This window comes from Mycobacterium sp. IS-1496, from assembly GCF_001499995.1.
Lineage (GTDB): Bacteria > Actinomycetota > Actinomycetes > Mycobacteriales > Mycobacteriaceae > Mycobacterium.
In genome coordinates this window covers 78,568-102,409 of sequence record NZ_LQIU01000010.1, presented here as the reverse complement: position 1 = coordinate 102,409, position 23,842 = coordinate 78,568, and the positions used below count along the sequence as shown (strand labels likewise).

Here is a 23,842-nt window from a genome sequence, read left to right as displayed (position 1 = left end):
ATGCCGGCGCTGATGTTCTGCGCGGCACCCAACTCGTTGCCGACGGCTTTTTCCGGGTCGACGAACCACGCGTCGCGGTCTTCGGGGGTGTCCAGGTCGGTGGCGCGGCCGAACAGCTCGGCCATGGTGGCCTGCTTACGCGCGGCCGCAGCCGGCTCCACCCGCGCCCACCCCGCCGCCGCCGACACCAACGCCGCATAGTCCAACCCGCGCAGGTCGGCAATCTCGGGCAGCGATCCATCAAACACACCACCGACACTCCCCACCACCCCCGACACAAACCACCGCCGAGAACCCCACCCAGAGAAACCCTGTGGATGAACTAGCCGCTGTGGACAACCCTCAGATCTTGAGATAGCCCTTGTCGGCCGGGATCTGTGCGGCGGTCACCAGCGACGAGGCGTCACTCGCCAGCCACACCACGATGTCGGAGATGAGGTCCGGCGCCGCGAGCGAGTCGGTCGGCAGCGCCCCGGGAGAGAAGCTGTGGATGTACGTCGGGTGGTCGGCGAACACCTGGTACATCGACGTGTCATTGCCCATCGGCGTGTCCGTCCCGTACGGATGCACCGAGTTCACCCGAATCCCGAACTCGCCCAGCTCGACCGCGAGCGAGTTCGTCAGGCCCACGACGCCGAACTTGCTCGCGCAGTAATGCCCGCAGCCCGGCACGGCCTTGATACCCGCCGCCGAACTGATGGTGATGATCGAACCACCGTTGCCCGCGGCGATCATCGGCGGGACCACCGCTCGCACGGTGTTCCACAGTCCGGTGAGGTTGATGTCGAGGGTGTCCTGCCATTGCTGCGGCGAGATCTCCCAGAGCCGGCCCCAGTTGAGCACTCCCGCGTTGGCGACGACGATGTCGAGGCGCCCGAACTGTTCCACTGCCTCGGACACGACGCGCTGCTGACCTTCGGCGTCGCGCACGTCCATCTGCTGCGCCAGGATCTTTCGGCCCTCACCCTCGACGAGCCGCACGGTCGCGGCCAGATCGTCGGGTTCGGCGGGCGGGTAGCCGTTGGCATCGCACACCGGCGCGCAGGCGTCGATCGCGACGATGTCCGCGCCCGCGCGGGCCAACCGCACCGCGTGCGAGCGGCCCTGCCCCCTGGCGGCACCCGTCACGTAGGCGACGCGGCCGGCGAGCGGGAGGTCCTCGTGTGTCATGCGGTGAGCTCCTCGCCGAAGGCGGGACGGGTGGTGAACTCGTAGTCCGACAGCGGCGAATTCCGGGCGAAGCGTCTGGAGCCGGCGATGGTCTGCGGCCGGTGGTAGACCGTCTCGTGCTGGGAGTTGACGAAGTAGGAGCTCAACCCCGGGTTGCAGGCGGTGAAGTACAGGTGGGCGACGCGGCCGGCCCGGCGCATCCGTTCGTTCCACCGGTTGAACGCGTCGTCGCTGACGGCGACGACCGGCGTGGTCCGGCGCCGCGCCTCGGTGATCATGCGCACCGCGTGGGCGGCCATGGTCTCGACGAAGTCCGGCCACGCGAAGCCGACGAATCCCAGCGGCCCCACGATCTCCCACCGGTTGGGCAGTCGTGGATGGGCGGTCCCCGCGTACGCGCTGAGGCCGTGGGCGCGATAGAACTCCGCCAGGTCGAAACCGTTGCCGCCTAGCACCGTTCCGGGCCGGTACGTCTCCGGATCGGTCCAGAGCTCGTAGCCGGTGGCGAGTACGAGCAGATCGGCGGGATGCTCCACGCCGTCGACGGTGCGCACCCCGGACCTGGTGACACGGTCGATCGGCGTGGTGATCAGGTGCGTGGTCGGATCGTTGAGGGCGGGCAGGAAACTGCTGGAGATGACGGGCCGTTTGGCGAGGATCCCGTAGCGGGGCACCAGGGCCCTGCGGGTGACCGGATCGCGCACCACCGCGCGCAGCAGCAGGCGGTACAGGGCCCGGCAGTAGGCGTCGTAGGCCGGCATCGCCCGGATCAGTACGCGGTCCGGCCGGCGGGAGAACAGGTGCACGATCGGTGACACCATGAACGCGTCCATCACGAAACGCCCCGCCCAGTTGACCGCCGGGACCACCCCGGGGAGGCGCAACGCCCGACGCATGGCGGCCGGGATGTCGAAGTCGACCTTGGGCAGCACCCACGCCGGCGTGCGTTGGAAGACATCGAGATTGGCGGCCTGACCGGACAACGCGGCGGCGATCTGCACACCGCTGGACCCGGTCCCGATGACCGCCACGCGCTTCCCGCGTGGGTCGTAGTCGTCGTCCCACGCGTTCGGCCTCAGGATGGTGCCGGCGAAGTCCTCGACGCCGTCGATGTCCACCCGCGGTTTCGCGTTGACGTAACCGCCGACCGAACTGACCAGGAAGCGCGTCGACACCGACTCGCCGGTCGCCAGCGTCAGCCGCCAGAGGCCCGCGGTGTCGTCCCACTGCTGGCAGGTGACCTCGCTGTTCGGCCGCAGGTGCGGGTAGAGGCCCAGCCGGCGCGCGGTGTCGCGCAGGTACCCGTAGATCTCCGGTCCGGGTGCGAACAGCCGTGACCAGTCGGGGTTCACGGCGAAGGACAGCTGATACCACAGCGTCGGAATGTCGACCGCCAGTCCCGGGTAGTGGTTGTCCCGCCACGTGCCGCCGAAGTCATGGCTGCGTTCGAGGATGACGAAGTCGTCGATTCCGTTCTGCCGCAACAGGTGTGCGGTCGCGATTCCGCCGGGGCCTGCGCCGATGACGACGACCTCGTGATCTGGTCCGGTCATGCCCGTCCTCCCAGTCCGGCGACGATGTGGTCGCAGAGGAACCTGCGCACCGCGCGTGGGTTGTCGATGTTCACGCCCATCGGTGGCAGCAGTTCGAAGCTCAGCAGCATCCGCACGATCCATTCACCGGCCCGCAGTGGGTCGACGTCGGGGCGCACTTCACCGCGAGCCTTCGCCGCTCGCACCAGTGGGCGCCACAGTTCCAGCGAGCGTGCCATCAGGTCGTCACCGATGTTCCGCAGGAGCAGGACGAGGATGCTCTCGTTGATCCCCCGTGGCGCAACGGAATCCGAGCCCTGGCGGTGCGCGCACACCAGCACTCCGGCGGCCGCCACCTGCTCGGCGAGTGTCTCCTGCCGGTCGACCTCGGCGGCCATGGCCTCGATGAACACCGACGCCAGGTGGTCCAGCGCCGTGCGGATCGCGTTCTCGCGGCTGCCCAGTGCGTTGTGGACGGTGCCGCGCGACACGCCGGCTTCCTCGGCGACGGCCGTCAGCGTGAACTGCCGGGGGCCGAGGCGGCGCAGCGTGGTCGTGGTGGCGGCGAGCAGCGCCGGGGAGACCGAACGGTCATCGGCGGGCATTTGAACACATTAGCGATATGTGTTCAATGTGGTCAATGCTCGTCGACGTCCCACGCGTGGTGCACCACGTCGTGCACGTGGTACAGGGCGATCGAGGCGACGGTGAACTCGCTGCCGTTGCTGCGCAGCCCGCGTCGCGACCATCCGTCCTGCGGCACCGAGGCGTACGTATCGGCGACCGTCACCGCGGCGTCGAACAGCTCACCGGCCACCACAGCCGGGTTCTGCCCCGCGTAGTCGTCGTCGAGCGCCGTCTGGTCCTGATCCCAGTTCGCGAACAGCGGTTCGTACTGGGTCAGCATCTGCGTCACCCGGTCGTTGAAGATCCGGTGCACATCCCGCACGTGGCAGCCGTATTCGAGTGTCGACCACACACCGGGGCGCGAACGGACCGTCGCACCCGGCGCCTCGAGCCGGCGGATCCATTCGTCGGCGTCGCGGCGGATCACCTCACCGACCTCGGTGTGGTGCAGTGCCGACGCGTCGAACCCGCACTCCGGGCACGGCCGCGACAACACCCAGGTCCAGTCCTTGGTGTCCGGTTCGATCGGATCGCCCTCGGGTGTCACGCGAGCTCGCCCACCAGCGCCGAGCGTAGTACGTCGAGCGGCAGACCCCCGAGATCCAGTGCGCGACTGTGGAATTCCTTGAGCGGCATGCTGCGCGCCACCATGGTCTCGCGCAACTGCTCCCAGATGCGTTGCCCGACCGCGTACGACGGGGCCTGACCCGGCCAGCCGAGATAGCGGTCGAGTTCGAAGCGCCGCGTCTTCTCCGACTGAGCGCAGTGCTGGGCGAGGAAATCCCATGCCCGGTCGGCGTCCCACGTCCCGCCGTCGGGCGCGGTGAGCTCACAGTGCAGGCCGATGTCGATCGCCACCCGCGCGGCACGGAACCCCTGGGCGTCGAGCATGCCCATGCGCGCGCCGTCGTCGTCGAGCCATCCCAGTTCGGCCATCAGCCGCTCGGCGTAGAGCGCCCAGCCCTCACCGTGGCCGGACACCCAGCAGCCCAACCGGCGCCACCGGTTGAGCCGCTCGGCCAGCACGACGGCGCGACCGATCTGCAGGTGATGCCCGGGCACCCCCTCGTGGAAGACCGTCGTCGTCTCCTGCCAGGTGTGGAAGGTCTCCTTGCCGCGCGGCACCGACCACCACATCCGGCCGGGCCGGGTGAGGTCTTCCGACGGGCCCGTGTAGTAGATGCCGCCGGTATGGGTCGGCGCGATCCGGCATTCCAGATTGCGCAGTGCGGGGTCGATGTCGAAATGCGTGCCCGCCAGGGCGTCCACCACACGGTCGGACAGATCCTGCATCCAGGCCTGCAGCGCGTCCGTGCCATGCACCTGATAGCGGGGTTCGTCGTCGAGACGGCGGATCGTCTCGGCCACGCCGGCACCGGGGTAGAGCCGTTCGGCGACGGTCGCCTGTTCGGCCACGATCGCCTCGAGGTGTTCGAGACCCCACGCGTAGGTCTCGTCGAGGTCCACTTCGGTGCCGAGGAACGACCGCGACATCAGGCGGTACGCATCGCGGCCGAACGCATCGCGCTCACGGGCGTGCGGGGCGATGTCGTCGCGCAGGATCTGCTCGAGATCGCGGTAGGCCGCCGCGGCCGCGGCGGCGTGCCGGTCGAGGTCGGCCTGCAGCGCCGGTGCTTCGGGCGCGGCGCCGGCGACCATGTCGACGAACAACTGCTCGATCTGCGCGGCCTGTTCGATGCCCCGCTGCACCTGCCTGATCGCCGGGGGGTGTCCCTCGGCGACGGCGGCGCGCAGCGCCTCGGCGTAGCCGGGCACCCGGTCCGGCAGCTTCGCCAGCCGCCGGTTGATCACCGTCCAGTCCTCGGCGGTGTCGGTGGGCATCAGGTCGAACACGTCTCGCATGGTCTGCAGCGGTGAGGCGATCACGTTGAGCTCACCGATGTCGAGTCCGGCCTCGTGGATGTCGATGAGCACGCCGAGCCGTTCGCGCATCGCGGCGGCGGTCACGGCGTCGGTCTCGTCCGCCGCGACGACGCCGCGCAGTTCCTTGAGTGCAGTGCGGGCGGCTTCCGCGCGGGCGGCGACGGCGTCGGGGGAGTAGTCGGTGATGTCCTCGTCGTAGTTGCGGTCACCACCGCTGATGCCGAGTTCGGTTGCGGTGCAGGGGTCGAGGGCGGCGAGGGTGTCGAGGTAGCGTTCGGCGACGGCATCGACCGCCGTGGGTTCCCTAGCCAAGGTCGTTCGTGGCGAACGTGTCGCACTTCGTCGGGTCGCCGGTCTGGTAGCCGACCGTGAACCACTTCTGCCGCTGCTCGGACGAACCGTGGGTCCACGACTCGGGATTGACGCGGCCCGTCGCGGCCTCCTGGATGCGGTCGTCGCCGACCGCCGAGGCGGCCGACAGTGCGTCGGCGATGTCCTTGTCGGTCAACGGTTCGAGGAACGGGACGCCGGTGCTCTCCTGCGTGGTGACTGCCGCGTAGTGCGCCCACACGCCCGCGTAGCAGTCGGCCTGCAGTTCGGTGCGCACCCCGCCACCGGTGGGCCCCTCCGGATCCTCCTGGGCGCGCGCGAGCGAACCCTGCAGTTGCTGCACGTGGTGGCCGAATTCGTGGGCGACGACGTACTCCTGGGCGAACGGTCCACCGCTGGAACCGAATTGATCCCTCAGGACGTCGAAGAAGTCGGTGTCGAAGTAGGCGGTCTGGTCGGCCGGGCAGTAGAACGGGCCGACCGCGCTCGTGGCCGGACCACAGCGCGTGTCCACGCTCCCGGAGAAGATCTCCACCTGCGGCCGGGTGTAATCCGGTTTCAGCTGCGACCACACCGCATCGAGGGAGTTGCCGGTCGCCACCACGCGGCACTGTACGAACTCGTTGGCGTCGGCGCCGGTCTTGCACTGGCTCAGGTCGAAGCCCGGCGTCTGGACGCCCTCGGTGCCGATCTGCTGTTGCTCCGGCAGGACCGTGCCGGGGTCCACCCCGAGGAACAGCGCGATGACCACGATCAGCAGGCCGCCGACCCCACCGCCGACGGCGATGCCGCGGCCACCGCCTCGGCCACCGCCGCTGCTCGAGCTGGTGCTGGTGTCGATCTGCATGCCCTCGTTGAAGGTCATCGCACACTCCATCCGCGCTCGGTGCGGCGCGGGTCAGCGCCGGTGTCCAGAGTCCCACACTACGATTCGGGTGTGTCCGCCGTCGTCGAAGTTCAAACCGTCGCGAACACCACGCTCGGGCGGTTGAACGGCACCCGGGAGGGCGGCGTCGGGGTGTGGCGCGGCGTCCCCTACGCCCGCCAGCCGTTGGGCGAGCTGCGATTCGCCGCTCCCGTCGCGCCCGAACCGTGGACTGGGGTGCGGGACGCACTCGAGCACGGGCCGATACCGCCGCAGGGGAAATCGTTCGTGGGCGGCGGTCGTGACGACCCGAAGAACCGTGACGAGGCGTGTCTGACGCTGACCGTCTGGTCGCCGGACACCACGGCCGCGCTGCCGGTGATGGTGTGGCTTCCCGGAGGCGCGTTCGTCTACGGGGCGGGCCAACTGCAGCTGTACAACGGTTCGCGTCTGGCCGCGAACGGCCGCGTCGTCGTCGTCAACGTCACCTACCGCATCGGGGTCTTCGGTGGGCTCGACCTGAGCGCGCTGGGCGAGGGCTTCGCCGACAACCTGGCGCTTCGCGACCAGATCGCGGCGCTGCGGTGGGTGCGGGAGAACATCGCCGCGTTCGGGGGCGACCCCGGCCGCGTCACCGTGTTCGGTGAGTCGGCGGGTGCGACGTCGGTGTTGGCGTTGCTCGCGAGTCCCGCCGCCGACGGGCTGTTCGCCAGGGCGATCGCGCAGAGTCCGGCGCTGCCGCTGATCGCCGACCGCGACACCCGCGCGGACCGGGCGACACGCTTCCTCGAACTGCTCAACCTCCACCCCGAGCAGGTCAAGTCGGCACCGCAACGGTCGTTGCGCCGGGCGGCGGGTCTGCTGCAACTCGAAAGCGTCGCCGAGACCCCGACGCTGGCGTACGGGCTGACCCACGGCGTCGATCTGCTGCCCAGCCACCCGATCGAGGCGGCCCGCGCCGGTGCGGTCCGGCCGGTGCCGTTGATCATCGGCACCAACAGCCACGAGGCGTCCATGTTCGCGTGGGGGAAGCCGCCGATGCTGCCGACGACCCTCGCCGGTGTGGATTCCTGGTTCGACAGGTGCGCGCCGGAGGCCCGCGACCGCATCCTGTCCGCATATCCGGGGTATCCCCGGCGGCAGGCGCTGGTGGCCATCGGTTCGGACGTCATGTTCGGTGCGCCGGCGTGGGCGTTCACCGACGCCTACAGCGCGCAGGCCTCCACCTACGCCTACCGCTTCGACCACACCGCGGTGGCGCTGCGGGCGCTGGGGCTCGGCGCCACCCACGGCAGCGAGATCGTGCACATCCACCACAGCTATGCGTCGTACCTCGGCCGCAAGCTCCATCCGCTCGGCAGGCACCTGCCGCCCTCGGTGGGCCGGCGGATGCAGCGCACCTGGCTCGATTTCGCCACCCGCGGGTGGGCGCCCGGCGAGAAGTGGCGCGACGACTGGCCGCGCTACGACGCCGACCGCCGGCGCACCCGGGTGATCCGCTCGATGCGCGACGAGTCCGTCGACGATCCGGACGCGGTCCGCCGCAGTGCGTGGACCGGGGTCTACTAGCCGGCGAACCGCTGGTCGGTGTACCGGCGCAGGTTGTGCAGGAACCGCTGGAACAGCCGGCCCATGATTGGCCGGCCGAGCGACATCCCGATCCGGGCTGCGGCGCCACGGGGTTTCATCGCCATCACCCAGGTCAGGTGGCAGCCACCCGGTGTCTCGACCACGCGGTAGTCCTCGGCGAACGCCGCGATACTGCTCGTCGACGCGTCGTTGAAGCGAAAAGCCATGTGGCGGAACGGTTCCCAGGCAAGGAACTGCTCGTCGCCCACGATGCCACCCCGCATGTGCACGGTGCGGGTGGTGCCGATGCCGCGCGGTTCGGGACTGGTCCACGTCACCTTGGTGATCACCGTCGCCCAGTGCGGCCACGATTCGGCGTCGGCGAGCACTTCGAAGACCTGCTCGGGGGTGATGGCCAGGTCGACGGTGCTGACGAAGCGGTACGGCGCGGAGTCGACGAACGACAGGTCGACGCGCTCGCAGGCGTGCATGGGCATACACCGTAGCCGACGGTGTCCACCCGTCAGCCCGGGCCGTCTCCGGACGCGGCGAGCAGCGGCACCACGATGTCGCTGATCGGGGTCGCGATGCCGTGGGCGGCCCCCTTGCGGGCGATCACCCCGTTGCGGATGTCCCATTCGAGGGCGCGCCCGGCCTCCCGGTCGGTGAGTATCGAGGTGGTGATGTCGGGCGGCGACGCGGCCAGCATCCCGATGACCTGGTCCACGACCTCGTCGCCGAGGGCGGCCCCCTCGGCGCGGGCGACCGCCAGGCACTCGGCGAGGTAGCGACGGCCGAGTTCGGCGATGTCGTCGCGGCGGAACATCCCCGAGCGGCGCCCCGTCAGCACCATCAGGCCGACGACGGCGTTGACCAGCAGCTTGTGCCACGCCGCGGTCAGGAAGTCGGGATCGCACTCGACGCGCAGATGTGGGGTGGCCAGCGTGTCGGCCAGCCTTTCCGCGGCATCGGTGGCGGGCAGCACCAACCGGGCGTCGGTGCGCAGGCGCACGAAGCCCAGCGGGTCGGTCTCGGCGGACATCCACACCGCGGCGGGGACCACCGTCGCGCCGGGGCAGAACCGGCCGACCCGCTCGGTCTGCTCGACACCGTTCTGCAGCGCGCAGACCACGGTGTTCTCGTCGCACAGCCGCCTCAGCCACGGTGCGGACGCCTCGTTCTGGGTGTCCTTGACCGCCAGCAGGACCACCTCGACGGGGCCGTCGACCTCCCCGGGGTCGGTGTGCACCGGCCCGGCCACCAGGATCGGCTCCCGGTCGTCGGGCCGGACCTCCAGGAAGTCGCGGGCGGTGCGACCGCACAGCAGCACGGGCCGGCCGGCCTCGTGGAGCAGCGCGGCCACCGTCGCGCCGATGGCGCCTGGGCCGACGAGGGCGATGCGGGTGGCCATGAGCGCCCAAAGTACGCCGAGGGCGACCCCACTAGACTGTGGCGGTTGTCCTCGTCCCCTCCCTCAGGAGTTCTTTGTGCTGCGCAGTCATGCCGCCGGATCGCTGCGACCCGCCGATGCCGGTCAGAACGTGACGCTGGCCGGCTGGGTGGCTCGTCGGCGCGATCACGGTGGTGTCATCTTCATCGACCTGCGCGACGCCTCCGGGGTGTCCCAGGTGGTGTTCCGCGAGGGTGCGGTGCTCGAGGCGGCCCACCGGTTGCGCGCCGAGTTCTGCGTGGCGGTCCAGGGTGTCGTGGAGGTGCGTCCGGAGGGCAACGAGAACCCCGAGATCCCGACCGGCGGCATCGAGGTGAACGCCACCTCGCTGACGGTGCTCGGGGAGAGCGCCCCGCTGCCGTTCCAGCTGGACGACGAGGCGGGCGAGGAAGCCCGGCTGAAGTACCGCTACCTCGATCTGCGCCGCGAAGGTCCCGGCAACGCGATCCGGTTGCGGTCGAAGGTGAACGCCGCCGCACGGGAGGTGCTGGCGCGCCACGACTTCGTCGAGATCGAGACCCCGACCATGACGCGGTCGACCCCGGAGGGCGCGCGCGACTTCCTGGTGCCCGCGCGTCTGCAGCCCGGTTCGTTCTACGCGCTGCCGCAGAGTCCGCAGCTGTTCAAACAGCTGCTCATGGTCGCGGGCATGGAGCGGTACTACCAGATCGCGCGGTGCTACCGCGACGAGGACTTCCGCGCCGACCGCCAGCCCGAATTCACCCAGCTCGACATGGAGATGAGCTTCGTCGACGCCGACGACGTGATCGCGGTGTCGGAGGAGATCCTCGAGGCGCTCTGGGCGCTGATCGGCCACGACCTGCCCACCCCGCTGCCGCGCATCACCCACGCCGAGGCGATGCGCCGGTTCGGCTCGGACAAACCGGATCTGCGTTTCGGCCTCGAACTCGTCGAGTGCAAGGAGTTCTTCGCCGACACCACGTTCCGAGTCTTCCAGGCACCGTACGTCGGCGCGGTCGTGATGCCCGGCGGGGCGTCGCAGCCGCGCCGCACTCTCGACGGCTGGCAGGAGTGGGCCAAACAGCGCGGCGCCAAGGGACTGGCCTACGTGCTGGTCGGTGACGACGGCACGCTGGGCGGGCCCGTCGCCAAGAACCTCACCGACGCCGAACGCGACGGCCTGGCCGCCCACGTCGGCGCCGACCCGGGTGACTGCATCTTCTTCGCTGCGGGTGGCGCGAAGGCGTCGCGCGCGCTGCTCGGTGCGGCGCGCATCGAGATCGCCAAGCGGCTCGACATGATCGACCCGAACGCGTGGGCGTTCACCTGGGTGGTCGACTGGCCGCTGTTCGAGATGGCGGAGGACGCCGCTGCCGCCGGCGACGTCGCGGTGGGATCCGGTGCGTGGACCGCGGTCCACCACGCGTTCACCGCACCGCAGCCGCAATCGCACGACGATTTCGACACCGACCCCGGCAGCGCCCTGGCCGACGCCTACGACATCGTCTGCAACGGCAACGAGATCGGCGGCGGTTCGATCCGTATCCACCGCCGCGACCTCCAGGAGCGGGTGTTCGCGATGATGGGGATCGAGCACGACGAGGCGCAGGAGAAGTTCGGATTCCTGTTGGACGCGTTCACGTTCGGTGCCCCACCGCACGGCGGTATCGCCTTCGGCTGGGACCGCATCACCGCCCTGCTGGCCGGGATGGACTCCATCCGCGAGGTGATCGCGTTCCCGAAGTCCGGTGGCGGCGCCGACCCGCTGACCGGTGCGCCCGCGCCGATCACCCCGCAGCAGCGCAAAGAGTCGGGCATCGACGCCAAGCCGAAGAAGGACAGCGACTAGTCAGCCGCCGCCGCGCACATCGCGCTGCTCGATCAGGCTGCGGTACAACGATTTCGGGGCGACCTGCGCGGCCGCGCCCGGATCCGCCGGTGCGGTCGCGTCGCGGTAGGCCGAGCGCGCGCCACGAGCGGCGGGGGAGTCCACCGGCCCCGCCGGCCGTTCGGCGAACGGGCCGGCACCGGGGCGGAACCGGTCGATCGCACTGCTCCAGCGGTCGGGTGGCGGCATCGGACCCTGCGGCGCCCGTCCGACATCCAGCCCGCCGACGAGGTCGCGGAACGGCAGACCCACGGTGCCCCAGTCGTTCTCGGGTGGCCTGATGACCTTCTGCATCTGCGCGCCCTGCTGGGTGGGGGGGTGCGCCGAGCCCCAATAGTCTGCGGGCGGCCGGTATTCGTACTCGGGCGGTTCCTTCGGTCCGGACGACGACGCCTGAGTGGTCGCCTGCCCGCCCTCCGGTTGGTGGCCGCCCGACTGTTGTGGGGCGGCCTGCGCCGTCGCGCCCGCAGCGCGCTCCAAATGCTCGCGCCAGGCCTGCAGGGAGCCGAACAGCTGCTGGGTGTAGTCGGCCGGTGCGGGCGCCGCGGCTCCGCCCGGGGCGCCCGGCGGTGCGGGCATCGGGTACGGAGAACCCACGCCGGGTAGCGAAGCGGCCAAGGCCGTCCACTGCTCGAGGAGTTGTCGCCACGCCTGCAGGTAGGCGAGCAGCTGCTGGTTCAGGTCGAACGGCGGTGTGGTCATCGGACTACCTCCTGTGGGTGCGACGAGTGCGTCGAGCGGATGTGGCAGCGACCGCTCGGAGAAGCGCGAATCGAGGACGCGCAGCGCGCGGGTGTCGGGCGGCTCCCGGTTCTCGATGTCGAAGACATAGCAGTAGTCACCGGCCGGCGTGGGCATCCGGATCGGGGTCGACTGGCCCTGGTCGAGGAACCCGTAGGGGAAGAGCCATTTGAGCGTCGTCTCGTCGCGCCGATCGTGGCCGTCCGACTCCACCCAGATGTAGTGATCGAGGATCGCGTTGACCGCGTGCCGTCCGGATTCGCACGCCGCTTCCATCGACGTCATCCTGGTGAACGTCTTGGCCCACGTGCCGGCGAAGACGAGCGAGTTGTTGTGCACCTGATAGCCGCCGTGGCGGGCCTGCCACACGTTGCGCCGCTCGAGGTCCTCGAGCCAGGTGTCCTCGGGCGGCACCCCGACGTAGGAGGTGCCGTGCGGATTCCACGGGTCACCGCCCGGACGGTTCTCCCAGTCGCCGATGATCGGGACGAGATAAGGCGTTTCGTTGAGCACCGGTGGGCCCGTACCCTGTCCCGGCCCGTCGGCCATGATCAGTCCCCGGTCGAGCGCGTACCAGGCCGGTGTCGGCAGGAGCGACTTCGGCGGGCTCTGCACGTTGTTGGTCAGCGCCGTGACGATCTGCCGCCACACCTCGGCGGCGATCTCGTCGGCCGTGCAGTCGCGCGCGGCCTTGGGCCGGCCCGCCGCGTCGACGAGATGCTCCGACGGGGCGTTGAAATCGCCGATGTCGACGGACAAGACGGAGACATGGCCGTCGCGGGCCAGGGTCGGTCTCCGCTCCCACATGCCGTGCTGATTGATCGACGACAGCGCCCATTCGCTGCCGGAGTAGTACATGTGTCCGCGCAGCAGCTGGAATTCGGTGTCGAAGAAGTACTGGATGCCCCCGAGAGTCTGGAACCGGTCCCACGGCACTCGGCCCATCTCGGCCAGCGCGTAGGGATTGCGGCTGCCCGCGGGACGGGTCGCCGCGGGTTCGAGGGGGCCGGTCGCCGGTGGGATCGACGTGGTGAAACCCTCCAGTTGCGAGACGGTCCCGCCGGAGGCTCCGGTCCGCAGGGGTGCGGTGATGCGCTCGGCTTCGGGGGCGTCGACGGCGACGACGACGTAGTCGGGAGTCAGCCGCGTCCCGTCGGCCAACGTGAGGCGAACCCGCGCCCTGCGGTGCGGCGGCACACCCGGCTCGACAGGCGAGGCGTCGATCCGGTCGGCGGCCGCCTGGACGAAACGCACACCGAGCGAGGTGAGGTGGCGGTACCAGTGGTCGAACCACGCCTCGGTGGTCGGACCGTTGAGCACCCCGTCGGCCTTGTTGTCGCGGCGGTCCATCCGCAACTGGAGTTGCAGGTATGTGGTGAGGTTGGTGCGGGCGTCACCCCAGTTCGAGTCGAACGCCGCGAGCACCTTGGGCATCTCTCGCAGCACCACGTCGAACTGCGGCGTGTAGGAGAACCGCGCGGCGCCTCCGGCGCGGTCTCGTCCGACGAAGAAGTCGTAGGCCGAGATGTTCTGCAGTTCCTCGGCCCGTCGGCGTGGGCTGGTGACCAGGTAGCGCAGCAGCCTGCCCATGAACGTCGCCACGTCGCCACCGGTGAAACCCAGTTCTCTCAGTTGGTTCACGGTGCCGAGGAACTCGGCGAGGCTGCGGGGGGCTTCGCGCGGGAACACCAGCGACGGTTTGCCTTCCACAGTGGTGCCCTGGGTGACGACTCGGCGGACGTTGTCGAGGACGGTGCGGGAGGTCGGCAGGAAACGGATGTCGCCACCGGGCAGCTCGACGCGGTCATGAACCGGGATGCGCTGGAACAGATCCCAGATGTGCAGGTAGTACGCCGGGAAGAAGCGGAACCCGTGTTCCCCCGCGACGGCGCGTCCTGGGTCACGGGGCACCCCGGGCCGGCCGGGGAACGGCCTCAGTTCGGCGTTGCTGCCATCGTGGGTGCCCGCCGTCGAGTACTGCGACGCCGCAAGACCGCCGAGCTTCACCGGCGGGTAGCACGCCGGCGGTTCGGGGCCCAGCCCGGTGCGTTCGTCACCGCGCGGCTCGTAGACCGTGACGTCGAAACCGCGGTCGGCGAGTTCATGCGCCGCGGTCAGACCCGCGACGCCACCGCCGAGCACGGCGACCGTGCGGCGCCGTCGGCAGGAGGCCGGAGTCGGAATGTGCCCGGTCACGGTGCCCCAGTACGCAGTTCGGCCAGCAAGGCGGGCTGCGACGGCGCCCGGACCGCGGCGTGCACGTAGGCCAGCAGGGTGTCATGCGCGCGCAGCACGTCCGCCAGGGCGCCTCGGACGCGGACGGCGCCTGCCTCGACGGCTTCGTCGAGTCCGGTCCGGGCGTCGATCAGGTCGAGAATGGCGGTCCGCGACGTGTTCACCCAGGCACCCGGTTGACGCGCCGGACCGTCTGACACCTCGAGCCGGTTCCCGCCGTGCATCGTGAACCGTTCCCCGTCGACGTCGAGTTCCACGACCAGCGGGCCGAGCCTGTCGAGCAGCAGCCGGTAGCTGTCGGGCACCTCGTCGGCGAGGTGGTCGACGGAGCGGCGCAACAGAGACGAGATGCGTTCAGCCATGGAGGAACTCGAATACACCGGCGCCGACGACGTCGAAGTCCGCACCGCCGACCGATCCGGTCACGTGGGCGGTGCCGCTCGTCTCACACAGGACGGTCGCACCGTCGAGGCGGACCTCGCTCGGTTGCGCCAGCCGTACGAAGGAGTGTGGGCGGAACTCGGCGTGCACCGTGTCGCCGGCCCGGTCCGCGGTGATGTCGACACGTTCCGGTACCCCGGGTGACCGCCCGTCGAGGAGTAACCGCATGGCAGGCGGCAGGGTGCAGTCCGGGCCGCGGTCGAGGATGCCGTGGTGGTGCGTGCCGAGCGCGCCATGCCGGAAGATCGCCGCGGGTTCGTCGCGGTGCCACACGTACAGCGCCTGGGACAGGCAGCGCAGCCGCGCCCGGTCGGTCATCTGCAGGAAGACGAACGACCACGGATCATCGGCGTCCGTCGGCAGCAGTGTTCCCCACGTCCAGCCGAAGTCGCCTCCCCACCGGAACCGGCCCCAGTTGTGGTCGTGGTAGGCCGGCGCGGCGAGGACGCGGTGGTCGCGGTCGCCGATCCGCAGCCATCCGTCGGCGCGCAGCCGCGGCACGAACAACCAGCACATCGTGCCGTCGCCCACCGGCTGGTTGTTGACGACGAACGGCCTGCTCACCGATGTCAGGCGCAGTTCGCCGTGCATGCCGTGCGCGGGCAGGTCGATGGTCACGTCGTAACCGTCAGGGCGCACGGTGAGGCGGTTGCCGCCGAGCGACAGCGCGCCGAGGTCGGACGAGACGTCCAGGTCGGAGGCGTCGAACCGCTCGACGGCGCCGGTCCACCGGCGGTCGTGCGCGATCACGATCACCCGCGGCGCGAGCCGTGCACCCCTCGTCGGCGACGTCTGGTCGGTGAGGCTGAAGTTCACCAACAGCCGCAGATCGGGTCCGTGGACGACGAAGTGGTGCCATTCTTTGAATCCCTCGGGGCGCGCGGCGGCGTGTACGGGGGTGCGGAGGAAGTCGCTGACGGTGAGCGCCGCGGTCATCGGAGCCACCGGATCTGTTCCGGGGTGTGCGGTGTGTTCCGCGCGGATGGGTGCACGGGCACGGCGAGGTGCTCGATGCTGCGCCCGAGGCTCGCCAGTCCGAGCAGACCGTAGACGAAGTCGTCTGCCGGAGAGCAACTCTGGGCGCGGGGTCCGTCGGTCAGGGCGCGGACGACGTGGGCGGCGCCGGCCAGGCCCGTCAGATAGCCGATGAAGCTGCTCTGTTCTGCCAGCGCCCGGCGCGGGTCGGTGAGCGTCATGCGAATCCCTCCGGGCGCAGGGGGGCCAGGAGCGCATCGTCGAGGCCGTGCCCGATGACCGCGTCCGCGAGCAGATCGGCCCACGCGTCCGGTACGCCGTCGGCGCCGGCGGGCCCGTCGAGAACGTTGAGGCTGACCGTCTCCCAGATGCGGCGCAGGTTCTCGACCGCCTCGGAGGCGACGAGCCCGTCGCGCAGTCGCGCTCCGGCCGGTGTGTCCGCGTAGCGCCGGCCCTCCGCGACGAGCAGGTCGTGCACCTCGCGGGCGGCTGCGGGGTTGCCGAGAACCGCGCGGCGCGCCCCGAGGAGCAGGTCGAACACCGCGCGGGCGGGTTCGCCGGCGTCGTCGGGTGGGGCGGGTTGCAGTGCGGGCGTGCTCTTCTCGACCAGATCCAGGGTGAGGGTGCGGATCCGCTCGAGTTCGGCGAGCAGCCGGACCAGGGTCTCGGGGGTCATCGGGTCCGCCCGTGCACGTAATCGACGAGCTGGGTCAGTGCTTCCCGGTGGCGGCTGGGTGGCAGCCAGTCGAGACCGGCGAGTACGGCCGCGGCGTGGCGTGCGTGTCGCGCGGCCACCTCACGGGCATGCCGCAGTGATCCGACATGGTGCATCAGGTCGTACAACCACTGGATGTCGTCCAGGTTCTTGGTCTGCGCGGTGTGGAACCGGGCCGCGATCTCGGCCCGCCCCGCCGGGGACAGGTCCCCGCGGGCGGTCAGCTTGTCGAGCAGGCCGGCGAGTCCCGTCTCGGTGTCGGTGGCCGGACGCCGCCTGCCCAGGATCTCCAGGGCGCGCCTGCGGTCATCGGGTTGGGCCGAACGCAGGGTGTGCAGCAGCATCAGCGTGCGTTTGCCCTCCCACAGGTCGCCGCCGATCTCCTTGCCGTACTCCTGCGGGTCCGCGCGCAGATTCAGCAGGTCGTCGGTGATCTGGAAGGCCGCCCCGAGGTGCCGCCCGAGCGCCTCCAGTGCCGCCAGCCGGTCCGGTTCGGAGCCGGCGGCGATCGCGCCCGCCTGCAGGGGTGTGATGAAGGAGTACCAACTCGTCTTCAGCTCGACCATCTCGAGGTAGTCGGCGTCGTCCAGGCGCCACGCGTTGGACCGCACCCACTCGAGCTCGATCGCCTGGCCTTCCACGGTTTTCCGGGTCATGTGGGCGACGGCCCGCAGGATGCGCAGGGCCGGTCCGAGCCCGATGCGTTCGACGTTGTCCAGCAGCGGTTGCAGCGACATCGAGAGCATGGCGTCACCGACATTGACCGCGATCGGGACGCCGTGGTCGATGTGCATCGTGGGTTTGCCGCGGCGCCACCAGGATTCGTCCTCGATGTCATCGTGGATGAGAAAGGCGTTGTGGTAAAGCTCCAGGGTCGCCGCGGTCGGCAGCACCGCGTCCAGGTGTCCGCCGAGGCCGAGGCAGACCGCGATGCTCAGCGCGGGCCGCAGCGCCTTGCCGCCCCGGCGGGGGTAGTCGAGCAGCAGCGCGGCGAAGCCCGTCCCGCGTTCGTCGGACCCGTACAACCGCTCGATCTCACGGTCGCAGGACTCCTTGCACAGCGCGAGGTAGTCCTCGAGCGGGTGCACCACGACGTGGCGGTCGGAGACGGTCGACGTCATGGTCCCTCGTGCAAGGTGACCACGCCGGTGTTGTCGGTGACCCGGGTGGCGAACGAGATCCGCACCACGGCCTCGATTTCGGCGGCCGCCTTCGCGCCGATGACTTCGAGGCTGGGCATCACCCTGACCGCGAGATCCACGGGCTCCTCACCGCATGACGCCTCTGCGGCGGCGCCGTGCGCGATCCGCTGTCGCCTGCCGAGCATGACCATCGCGGCTTTCCCCGCCACCAGGTCCAATTGGGAGCACCGGTGCAGCGAGTTGACGTTGGCGGCGGCCAGTACCAGATCCGTCACCGGGTAGCTGCCGCTGAAGGCGCTGAGGTCCTGGTATCCCTTGGTGTTGGTGAGCAGGCACGACGGGGCCCGAAAGCCGCCGTCCTCGAGTTTCGCCCGGCCGGCGATGAGCGTCTTCATGATGTTCTGCGGGTCGGTCCCGGCGAGTTCGAGGTCGTCGATCGGGTCGGTGAGAAGTGCGGTGATGACCGTGGCGTCGACGTCTGTGGCGAGCGCGGTGGCGGCGGCCACCGCAGTCGCGATCATCGAGTCCGGTGTCGGGGCGGCGATCTGGGCCAGAGCGAGATCGGACGGCTTCTCGCGGTCGGTGAACTTCAGCGACGTCGGGGAACCGGGCGGGTTCACCGTGTCGCTGCGCACCCTCGTGGCACCGGGATCGCCGATGTCCCAGTGCGGGATCGCCTGCCAGGCGACGCAGGTCTGCTCGAAGGTCCGCTGAATGGCGTTGTCGGACAGGTTCAACCGATCGGCGCTCACATGCATGTGCGTTTCCCCCTCTTGTTGTCCTACTTGTGGATGAGCACGATGTCCTGGCCGGGGGACATCTCCCCGTGGGTCACCGCATCGCAGTGGGTCAGGTGCAGCGGTGCGATCGGGTCGCCGGGCAGCAGATCGCGGCAGTGCTCGAAGGCCGCGCGCGCCTCGTCGGTGCGGCCGGCGTCGAACAGCGCGAAGGCGCGGTCGAACGCGGGCTGGGCCCGGCGTTTGGCCTCACGCAGCGGTGCCGGGTCGTCGTCGTAGACCTCGGAGATCGTCACCGGCCTGCGCCGGTTGACCACCATCACGCGCTCCATCCGGCGGATGTCGAACTGGCTTGGGTCGGTCAAGCGGGCGCACGTGGCGTCGGAGACGAGCAGCGCCGAACCGTAGCGTTTGTTGGTGCTCTCGATGCGCGCCGCCAGATTCACCGCATCGCCGATGATGGTCAACACCATGCGGTTCACCCCGCCGACGAGCCCGACACCCACGACGCCGGTGTTGATTCCGATGCCGACCCGCAGTTCCTCGGACCCGTGCGCCACCCGATCCTGGTTGTGGTCCCGCAGCGAGCGCAGCATCGCCAGGCCCGCGCGCACCGCGCTGTCCGGGTCGGAGTCGAAGACCGCGACGATCTCGTCACCACGGACGTCCTGGATCATGCCGTTGCACGAGATGATCGGCACCTCGACGGCCCGCATGAACCCCATGGCGAGATTGCTCGCCTCGGAGACGCTCATGTCCTCGAGCATCGTGGTGTAGCCACGGATGTCGGAGATGAGCACCGTCATCGTCCGCTCGACGCGGTATCCGCTGCGGACGCGGCGCAGGTCGTCGATGTCGAGGATGCGCAGCAGTTCGTTCGGCACGAACTTGGACTGCACGTCGATCAGCGAGCGTCGGTGTTCGTCGGCGGCTCGCAGACGCTGTTCGAGCTGGAAGTTCCACAGGGGCGCGGCGGCCTGATCGCAGACGAACGCGACGGCCTCCTGCTGGACCGGGGTGAAATCGTGGCCCGGTTCCCGATGTTCGGCGTAGACGATGCCGATCACCCTGTCCTGCACCAGGATCGGGGTGGCCAGGACGGCGCTGACCCGGCGGGCGGCGTCAGACGGGACCCGTAGCGGCGCGCCACTGTCCGTCGCGCGGCGGACGACGCTCCTGTCGTAACGGACCTCCGTCCACGGCCCGTCGACGATCTCGGTGGTGTCACCCTCGCGGACGGCGCGCACCGCGAGTCCCTCGCCCTCGCCGGTGAGCAGCAGGATCCGGCCTGCGTCGGTGAGGTCGGCGACCGTCCCGAGAACGACGGTCGCGAGGCGATCGGCTGTACGAGCCCCCGACAACGCGCGCATCACGTGGTGTGCCGCGGAGGGGTCGACGCCGTCGGACTCCGCCGGGACCAGTTCGCGACTCAGCAGCCAGGGATGGGTGCGGGCGAGCTTGGTGGCGCGCAGCGTCATGCCCTGGCGCAGCCATCGCTGGTGCGCGGTGCGCAGCAGGTGCTCGGCGAGGGAGCGCCGCCCGACGTCGGTGTAGTGGGTGGCGGCTTCTTCATGGGCGAGCGCCGCGATCAACGGCAGCTGATGGCGGTCCGCGAGCGTCATCGCGCGCTCGAGGTGCAGTTCCGCCTTGCGGTGATGTCCGCCCGCCCGCGCCCACACCCCCTCGAGCAACTCGCAGGGTGCCGCATAGTTGGCCGGCGCATCGACGGCCCATTTGCGGTGCAGCTCCAGGGCCCGGTGCACGCACTGGCGGGTCGCACGGTCACCGGGGGCGGCGTGGATCATGCTCAGCGCCGCGATCAGGTGATCGAGCTGGAAGATGGCCGTGCCCGCCATACCGCCCGCGTGCGCGAGGGTTTCGCCGGCGGCGTCGGCGGCGCCGGCGTAATCCGCGCACCAGAAGTACAGGCCCAGTTTCATCGTGGCGACGGTGCTCAGCGCCACCTCGTCGCCCTCGCGCCGGGCCGCGGCCAGCGCCTCGCGCTCGTCGTAGCCGCTCTCGCCCGCGAGCAGGAACGGGTCACCGCTGCGGCCCATCAGGTTCAGGCAGATCTGCTGGACGGCCTGGCACAGCGCGCTGGGCACCGGTTGGGAACGGATCTCGGGGATCAGTGAGCGCGCCAGCGCGTCGATCTCCGTCAGCGGCCTGCCGATCCAGAACGACTGGGAGAGCAGCGCGGCCGCCAGGAAACCCGCGTATTCGTGATCACCCTGGTCGAGCGCCTCGGTGACGGCGTCGCGGAGCCGGCTCAGACCGTCGCGCAGCGGGTGACGCCAGTGCCGGATGAAATTCAGGCACATGAACACCGTCTGGGGGCGCGCCTCGAGGAACTCGTCGCGGTCGGCGAGGCGCATACTCACCTCTCCGAACCGCTGACTGCCTGCGCGGTCGCCGGTCATCACCAGCAGCAGACCGAAGCTCACCAGAACGAGCGGTGAGCTCGAGGTGTGGCCATGGGCCAGGGTCAGGTCGAGTTGTCTGCGCACGATCAACGGGAAGAGGTTGGGCGCGACGATGTAGGACAGGCTGCGCAGTTCGGTGAGGATCCGCTGCGTCTCGATGACGCAGCGGTCCTCACAGTGGGGGAGCGCCAGGAGCCGTTCGTCGGGCCAGCGGCTCATCGTGAGTTTCATCCGCAGCACCGCCGCGGCCATGCGGGGTTTGCCCGCGGCGGCGGGCAGGGGTGCACCGAGTTCGTCGAGGGCACGCAGTCCGGTCTCCAGCGCCTCCTGCAACCGGTTCTGCGCTACGCAGCCCTTCAGACGGAGGTACGCGAGCCGCGCGCGGTCGGCCGGCTCGACCAGCATCACCTCGGCTTCGTCGAGCAGCGCATGCAGCCGGATCGCATCACCGACGAGCAGAGCGGCGTTCGCGCCGTCGAGGTGCAGCTGCCGCGCGAGGGCGAAATGCGCGGCCCAGCGGTCGTCGCCGAGAAGGTCCAGCGCGTTGCGACAGCATTCGAGAGCCAGCGGAAAGGACGTCTGCGCCTTGGCTTTTCGTGCCGCTCGCTGCAGTACGTCGACGAACGCTAGGCGCTCCTGCTCGTCGGCGACACCGTGACCGCCTATGCCGAGGTGTCGCGCCGCTTCGAACAGCCGGTCGTCGCCCTGGCGCATCAGTCGCCGGCCGATCCGCAGGTGGATCTGCCGTTTGTCCTCGGCGGACAGGCCCACCCGCGCCGCCTCGGCCACCCGGTCATGGCTGAAGCGGTATCGCGCGTCGCGACTGATCGCGTTGGCGATGCGGCGGCCCCCGCCGTCGACGGCCTCGAGCAGGCGGAGTTCGAGCGCCGACCAGAGCGCGTGGGCCACCACGTCCGCCGGACGTCCCGCCGCCGCCGTCGCGTCGTCGAGGTCGAACTCCCCGCCGAAGCACGACAGCGAACCCAGCACCGCGCGGTCGATCGGGCGCAGTTGGCCGAGGAGGTGGCCGAGGAATTCCGCCGTCGTCGCGGTCACCTCGATGGAGGCGAGAACCCGCAGATCCCAACAGGATCGACTGCTCGCTTCGGAGGTGGTCAGTGCGCCGTCACGCTGAGCGCGGTGCAGGAGTTGCCGCACCTGCAGCGGATTGCCGCCGGTGCGGTGGTGGAACTCGGCTGCGACATCACCCAGTTCCAGCCCCCGGCCGCACACCCCGGCCAGCAGTTCCTCGAGGTCTTCGCGGGTCAGCGGTGCGAGTTCGAGGGTGCGCATCCGCGCCGAGGCGAGCCCGGCCCCGGCCGGGTCGAACGTCCCGGCCCGGTGCGTGCCCAGGACCAGGACGTTGCGAAGCGACGTCGTCAACAGTTCCGACAGCAGGAGCAGGGAATCCCGGTCCGCCCACTGCAGATCGTCGATCGCCAGGGCCACCGGCCGGAACGACGCCGTGTCGGAGATCAGGCGGATCGCGGCGCGGTGCAGCCGGCTGCGGGCCTCGGCGGCGTGGAGGTCGGCGACCTTCGCGGTCTCGCCGAGGACCCGGGCCACGTCGGGCACGAGGTCGCCGAGGACGCCCGACAGCGCCGACATCCCGGAGGTCAGTTCGGCGCGCCACCTGTCGCGCTCGGGTGGGGCCGTGGCCTCCATGAAGCGCACGATCGCGCCGAGGCCGTCGGCCAGCGCCGCGTACGGCGCGGGTTGGCCGTCGCGGCACCGACCGTAGGCGAAGACGCAGCCGTGCTCGGTGAGCTCCGCGCCGAACGCCTGGACGAGGGTTGACTTGCCCACGCCCGGCGCTCCGCTGAGCAGGACGCACCCGCCGCCCTCGCGTTCGGCGGCCTCCACCTCCGAGCGCAGTTCGGCGAGCAGGGGGCCGCGGCCCACCACGCGGCCGTCGAGATCGAGCAGGGGAGCCGTCACGGCACCCGGCACGCCGTCGCGCGCGGCGTTTGCCAGCCGGCGCGCCACGGGGTTCGCCAGGTGATGCACATGTTCCGTCCTCCGCTGAACAGGGCAGGTCATCATCGTATTGACCGGCTCGTCAGCACGCAGCCGGGACACGGAACAGGGGATGCGCGTATTTGCGCTGTCAATCAGTGTCGGCCACGCCAGCTAACCGGCCGCGCCGCGGGAATAAGTCGGGGACGGTATGACGCTGGTCACGGCATGACCCGACCTGACTCAGCTTCGCTCAACGACTTCAACAAGGCCATCGTCGAGGAGTTCCGGAACAACGACGGTGTGGTGGGCGGCCCGTTCGAGGGTGCCACGCTGCTGCTCCTGCACACCGTCGGCGCCAAGTCCGGCGAACCGAGGTTGTCGCCGCTGGCATACCTGACCCTCGACGGCAAGATGCTCATCGTCGGGTCGTACGCCGGAGCGCCCAAGGATCCGGCGTGGGTGCACAACCTGCGGAAGAACCCGAGGGCCCACATCGAGGTCGGGACCGAGGCCTACGACGTCGCGGTGCGGGAACTGCCGCGCGAGGAACGCGACTCCGTGTACTCCAGGATCGTCGAGATGGCGCCCACGTTCGGTGAGTATCAGGCGAACACCGACCGCGTGATCCCGCTGTTCGAACTCACCCGGGTCTGAGACCCGGCGTCGTCCCACTCTCACTTTACGGCCGGGGTGGGGGCTTGCGGCAAGGCCCCTGACCTGCTGCACAATCGCCGTCCAGCTACTACGGACGGGGGTTGTCGTGCTCAAACCTTTCGAGATCCACGAGTCGGGTGCGTACCTGCACGGCACCAGGGCCGACCTCGCGGTGGGCGACCGGTTGGTGCCGGGGCGCCCCGTCGAATTTCGAGGACGGGCGCGTGTCGAACCACGTGTACGTGACGCAGACCCTCGACGCGGCGGTGTGGGGCGCCGAACTCGCCAAGGGTGCGGGCCGGCCCCGCATCTACCTCGTGGAACCCGAGGGCGAGCTGGAGGACGACCCGAACGTGACGGACAAGAAGTTTCCCCGGCAACCCGACCCGCTCGTGTACCGGACCCGTGAACCCGTCACCGTCGTCGGCGAGCTGACGGACTGGGTGGGGGGCATCCGCCCGAACAGCTCCAGGCCATGCGGGACGGGCTTGCCGAGATGCAGCGCAAGGGGCTCGCCGTCATCTACGACTGACTCCGGGTGCTT

The 23,842-nt window shown here is 70.1% G+C and carries 19 protein-coding genes and 2 pseudogenes; 4 read left to right on the top strand and 17 right to left on the bottom strand.

The features are described from left to right. The 7 genes and pseudogenes from AU195_RS07020 to ypfJ all read right to left on the bottom strand — a co-directional run. Positions 1-248: pseudogene (locus AU195_RS07020) on the bottom strand (HNH endonuclease signature motif containing protein); the annotation flags it as partial. Positions 249-342: 94 nt separating this feature from the next. Continuing rightward, positions 343-1,170, bottom strand: a complete 828-nt coding sequence (locus tag AU195_RS07015) for a mycofactocin-coupled SDR family oxidoreductase (protein ID WP_059158342.1) — start codon at positions 1,168-1,170, stop codon at positions 343-345. Beyond that, the gene (locus tag AU195_RS07010; RefSeq protein WP_059158341.1) at positions 1,167-2,723 is read right to left on the bottom strand and encodes a flavin-containing monooxygenase; all 1,557 of its coding nucleotides are present in this window, start codon (positions 2,721-2,723) and stop codon (positions 1,167-1,169) included. Before AU195_RS07010 ends, AU195_RS07015 begins: the two co-directional genes overlap by 4 nt. Then, complete coding sequence (locus tag AU195_RS07005) at positions 2,720-3,307, bottom strand: TetR/AcrR family transcriptional regulator (protein WP_059158340.1); 588 nt, start codon at positions 3,305-3,307, stop codon at positions 2,720-2,722. Before AU195_RS07005 ends, AU195_RS07010 begins: the two co-directional genes overlap by 4 nt. Before the next feature lie 32 nt (positions 3,308-3,339). Further along, complete coding sequence (locus AU195_RS07000; protein WP_059158339.1) at positions 3,340-3,876, bottom strand: DinB family protein; 537 nt, start codon at positions 3,874-3,876, stop codon at positions 3,340-3,342. Next, entirely contained in the window at positions 3,873-5,525 is a 1,653-nt protein-coding gene (locus AU195_RS06995) for a DUF885 domain-containing protein (RefSeq protein ID WP_059158338.1), read from the bottom strand. The genes AU195_RS07000 and AU195_RS06995 overlap by 4 nt, the downstream gene beginning before the upstream one ends. Beyond that, positions 5,518-6,408, bottom strand: coding sequence for a KPN_02809 family neutral zinc metallopeptidase (gene ypfJ / locus AU195_RS06990; protein ID WP_059158352.1), 891 nt, complete (start codon positions 6,406-6,408; stop codon positions 5,518-5,520). Before ypfJ ends, AU195_RS06995 begins: the two co-directional genes overlap by 8 nt. 72 nt (positions 6,409-6,480) lie before the next feature. On the opposite strand from ypfJ, the gene AU195_RS06985 reads away from it, so the two are divergent. Further along, positions 6,481-7,977 (top strand): carboxylesterase/lipase family protein, encoded by a 1,497-nt coding sequence (locus AU195_RS06985; protein ID WP_059158337.1) that lies wholly within the window; start codon positions 6,481-6,483, stop codon positions 7,975-7,977. On the opposite strand, the gene AU195_RS06980 is transcribed toward AU195_RS06985, so the two are convergent. Together AU195_RS06980 and AU195_RS06975 are read right to left on the bottom strand one after the other, a co-directional pair. Next, positions 7,974-8,474 carry an SRPBCC family protein gene (locus AU195_RS06980; protein ID WP_059158336.1) on the bottom strand — a complete coding sequence of 167 codons (501 nt, stop codon included), beginning with the start codon at positions 8,472-8,474 and terminating at the stop codon, positions 7,974-7,976. The genes AU195_RS06985 and AU195_RS06980 overlap by 4 nt on opposite strands. Positions 8,475-8,500: 26 nt before the next feature. Beyond that, positions 8,501-9,388, bottom strand: a complete 888-nt coding sequence (locus AU195_RS06975; protein ID WP_059158335.1) for an oxidoreductase — start codon at positions 9,386-9,388, stop codon at positions 8,501-8,503. Between the two features lie 76 nt (positions 9,389-9,464). Here AU195_RS06975 and aspS point away from each other — a divergent pair, with 76 nt between their 5' ends. Continuing rightward, positions 9,465-11,237 (top strand): aspartate--tRNA ligase, encoded by a 1,773-nt coding sequence (gene aspS / locus AU195_RS06970; RefSeq protein ID WP_059158334.1) that lies wholly within the window; start codon positions 9,465-9,467, stop codon positions 11,235-11,237. On the opposite strand, the gene AU195_RS06965 is transcribed toward aspS, so the two are convergent. From AU195_RS06965 to AU195_RS06930, 8 genes are read right to left on the bottom strand one after another with little or no spacing between them, the layout of a single operon-like run. Next, positions 11,238-14,213, bottom strand: coding sequence for an FAD-dependent oxidoreductase (locus AU195_RS06965; RefSeq protein ID WP_059158333.1), 2,976 nt, complete (start codon positions 14,211-14,213; stop codon positions 11,238-11,240). Further along, positions 14,210-14,614, bottom strand: a complete 405-nt coding sequence (locus tag AU195_RS06960) for a hypothetical protein (protein ID WP_059158332.1) — start codon at positions 14,612-14,614, stop codon at positions 14,210-14,212. Before AU195_RS06960 ends, AU195_RS06965 begins: the two co-directional genes overlap by 4 nt. Continuing rightward, a complete protein-coding gene (locus AU195_RS06955; protein ID WP_059158331.1) occupies positions 14,607-15,629 on the bottom strand; it encodes a hypothetical protein in 1,023 nt (340 codons plus the stop codon). Before AU195_RS06955 ends, AU195_RS06960 begins: the two co-directional genes overlap by 8 nt. Next, entirely contained in the window at positions 15,626-15,889 is a 264-nt protein-coding gene (locus AU195_RS06950) for a hypothetical protein (RefSeq protein ID WP_059158330.1), read from the bottom strand. Before AU195_RS06950 ends, AU195_RS06955 begins: the two co-directional genes overlap by 4 nt. Continuing rightward, on the bottom strand, positions 15,886-16,344 hold the full coding sequence (locus AU195_RS06945; protein ID WP_059158329.1) for a hypothetical protein: 459 nt from the start codon (positions 16,342-16,344) through the stop codon (positions 15,886-15,888). Before AU195_RS06945 ends, AU195_RS06950 begins: the two co-directional genes overlap by 4 nt. Further along, on the bottom strand, positions 16,341-17,504 hold the full coding sequence (locus AU195_RS06940) for a polyprenyl synthetase family protein (protein ID WP_059158328.1): 1,164 nt from the start codon (positions 17,502-17,504) through the stop codon (positions 16,341-16,343). Before AU195_RS06940 ends, AU195_RS06945 begins: the two co-directional genes overlap by 4 nt. Beyond that, the gene (locus tag AU195_RS06935; protein WP_059158327.1) at positions 17,501-18,283 is read right to left on the bottom strand and encodes a hypothetical protein; all 783 of its coding nucleotides are present in this window, start codon (positions 18,281-18,283) and stop codon (positions 17,501-17,503) included. The genes AU195_RS06940 and AU195_RS06935 overlap by 4 nt, the downstream gene beginning before the upstream one ends. Positions 18,284-18,306: 23 nt before the next feature. Then, positions 18,307-22,611, bottom strand: a complete 4,305-nt coding sequence (locus tag AU195_RS06930; RefSeq protein WP_286149152.1) for an AAA family ATPase — start codon at positions 22,609-22,611, stop codon at positions 18,307-18,309. Positions 22,612-22,869: 258 nt separating this feature from the next. On the opposite strand from AU195_RS06930, the gene AU195_RS06925 reads away from it, so the two are divergent. After that, the gene (locus AU195_RS06925) at positions 22,870-23,298 is read left to right on the top strand and encodes a nitroreductase family deazaflavin-dependent oxidoreductase (protein ID WP_059158326.1); all 429 of its coding nucleotides are present in this window, start codon (positions 22,870-22,872) and stop codon (positions 23,296-23,298) included. A gap of 106 nt (positions 23,299-23,404) precedes the next feature. Then, positions 23,405-23,830: pseudogene (arr, locus tag AU195_RS06920) on the top strand (NAD(+)--rifampin ADP-ribosyltransferase). Positions 23,831-23,842 lie beyond the last annotated feature (12 nt).

Coding starts and splice junctions, on each gene's coding strand:
- AU195_RS07015 (WP_059158342.1), bottom strand. CDS start 1,170: ATGACACACGAGGACCTCCCGCTCGCCGGCCGCGTCGCCTACGTGACG.
- AU195_RS06940 (WP_059158328.1), bottom strand. CDS start 17,504: ATGACGTCGACCGTCTCCGACCGCCACGTCGTGGTGCACCCGCTCGAG.
- AU195_RS06980 (WP_059158336.1), bottom strand. CDS start 8,474: ATGCCCATGCACGCCTGCGAGCGCGTCGACCTGTCGTTCGTCGACTCC.
- AU195_RS06925 (WP_059158326.1), top strand. CDS start 22,870: ATGACCCGACCTGACTCAGCTTCGCTCAACGACTTCAACAAGGCCATC.
- AU195_RS06935 (WP_059158327.1), bottom strand. CDS start 18,283: ATGCATGTGAGCGCCGATCGGTTGAACCTGTCCGACAACGCCATTCAG.
- AU195_RS06955 (WP_059158331.1), bottom strand. CDS start 15,629: ATGACCGCGGCGCTCACCGTCAGCGACTTCCTCCGCACCCCCGTACAC.
- AU195_RS06950 (WP_059158330.1), bottom strand. CDS start 15,889: ATGACGCTCACCGACCCGCGCCGGGCGCTGGCAGAACAGAGCAGCTTC.
- AU195_RS07005 (WP_059158340.1), bottom strand. CDS start 3,307: ATGCCCGCCGATGACCGTTCGGTCTCCCCGGCGCTGCTCGCCGCCACC.
- AU195_RS06960 (WP_059158332.1), bottom strand. CDS start 14,614: ATGGCTGAACGCATCTCGTCTCTGTTGCGCCGCTCCGTCGACCACCTC.
- AU195_RS07010 (WP_059158341.1), bottom strand. CDS start 2,723: ATGACCGGACCAGATCACGAGGTCGTCGTCATCGGCGCAGGCCCCGGC.
- AU195_RS06975 (WP_059158335.1), bottom strand. CDS start 9,388: ATGGCCACCCGCATCGCCCTCGTCGGCCCAGGCGCCATCGGCGCGACG.
- ypfJ (WP_059158352.1), bottom strand. CDS start 6,408: ATGACCTTCAACGAGGGCATGCAGATCGACACCAGCACCAGCTCGAGC.
- AU195_RS06945 (WP_059158329.1), bottom strand. CDS start 16,344: ATGACCCCCGAGACCCTGGTCCGGCTGCTCGCCGAACTCGAGCGGATC.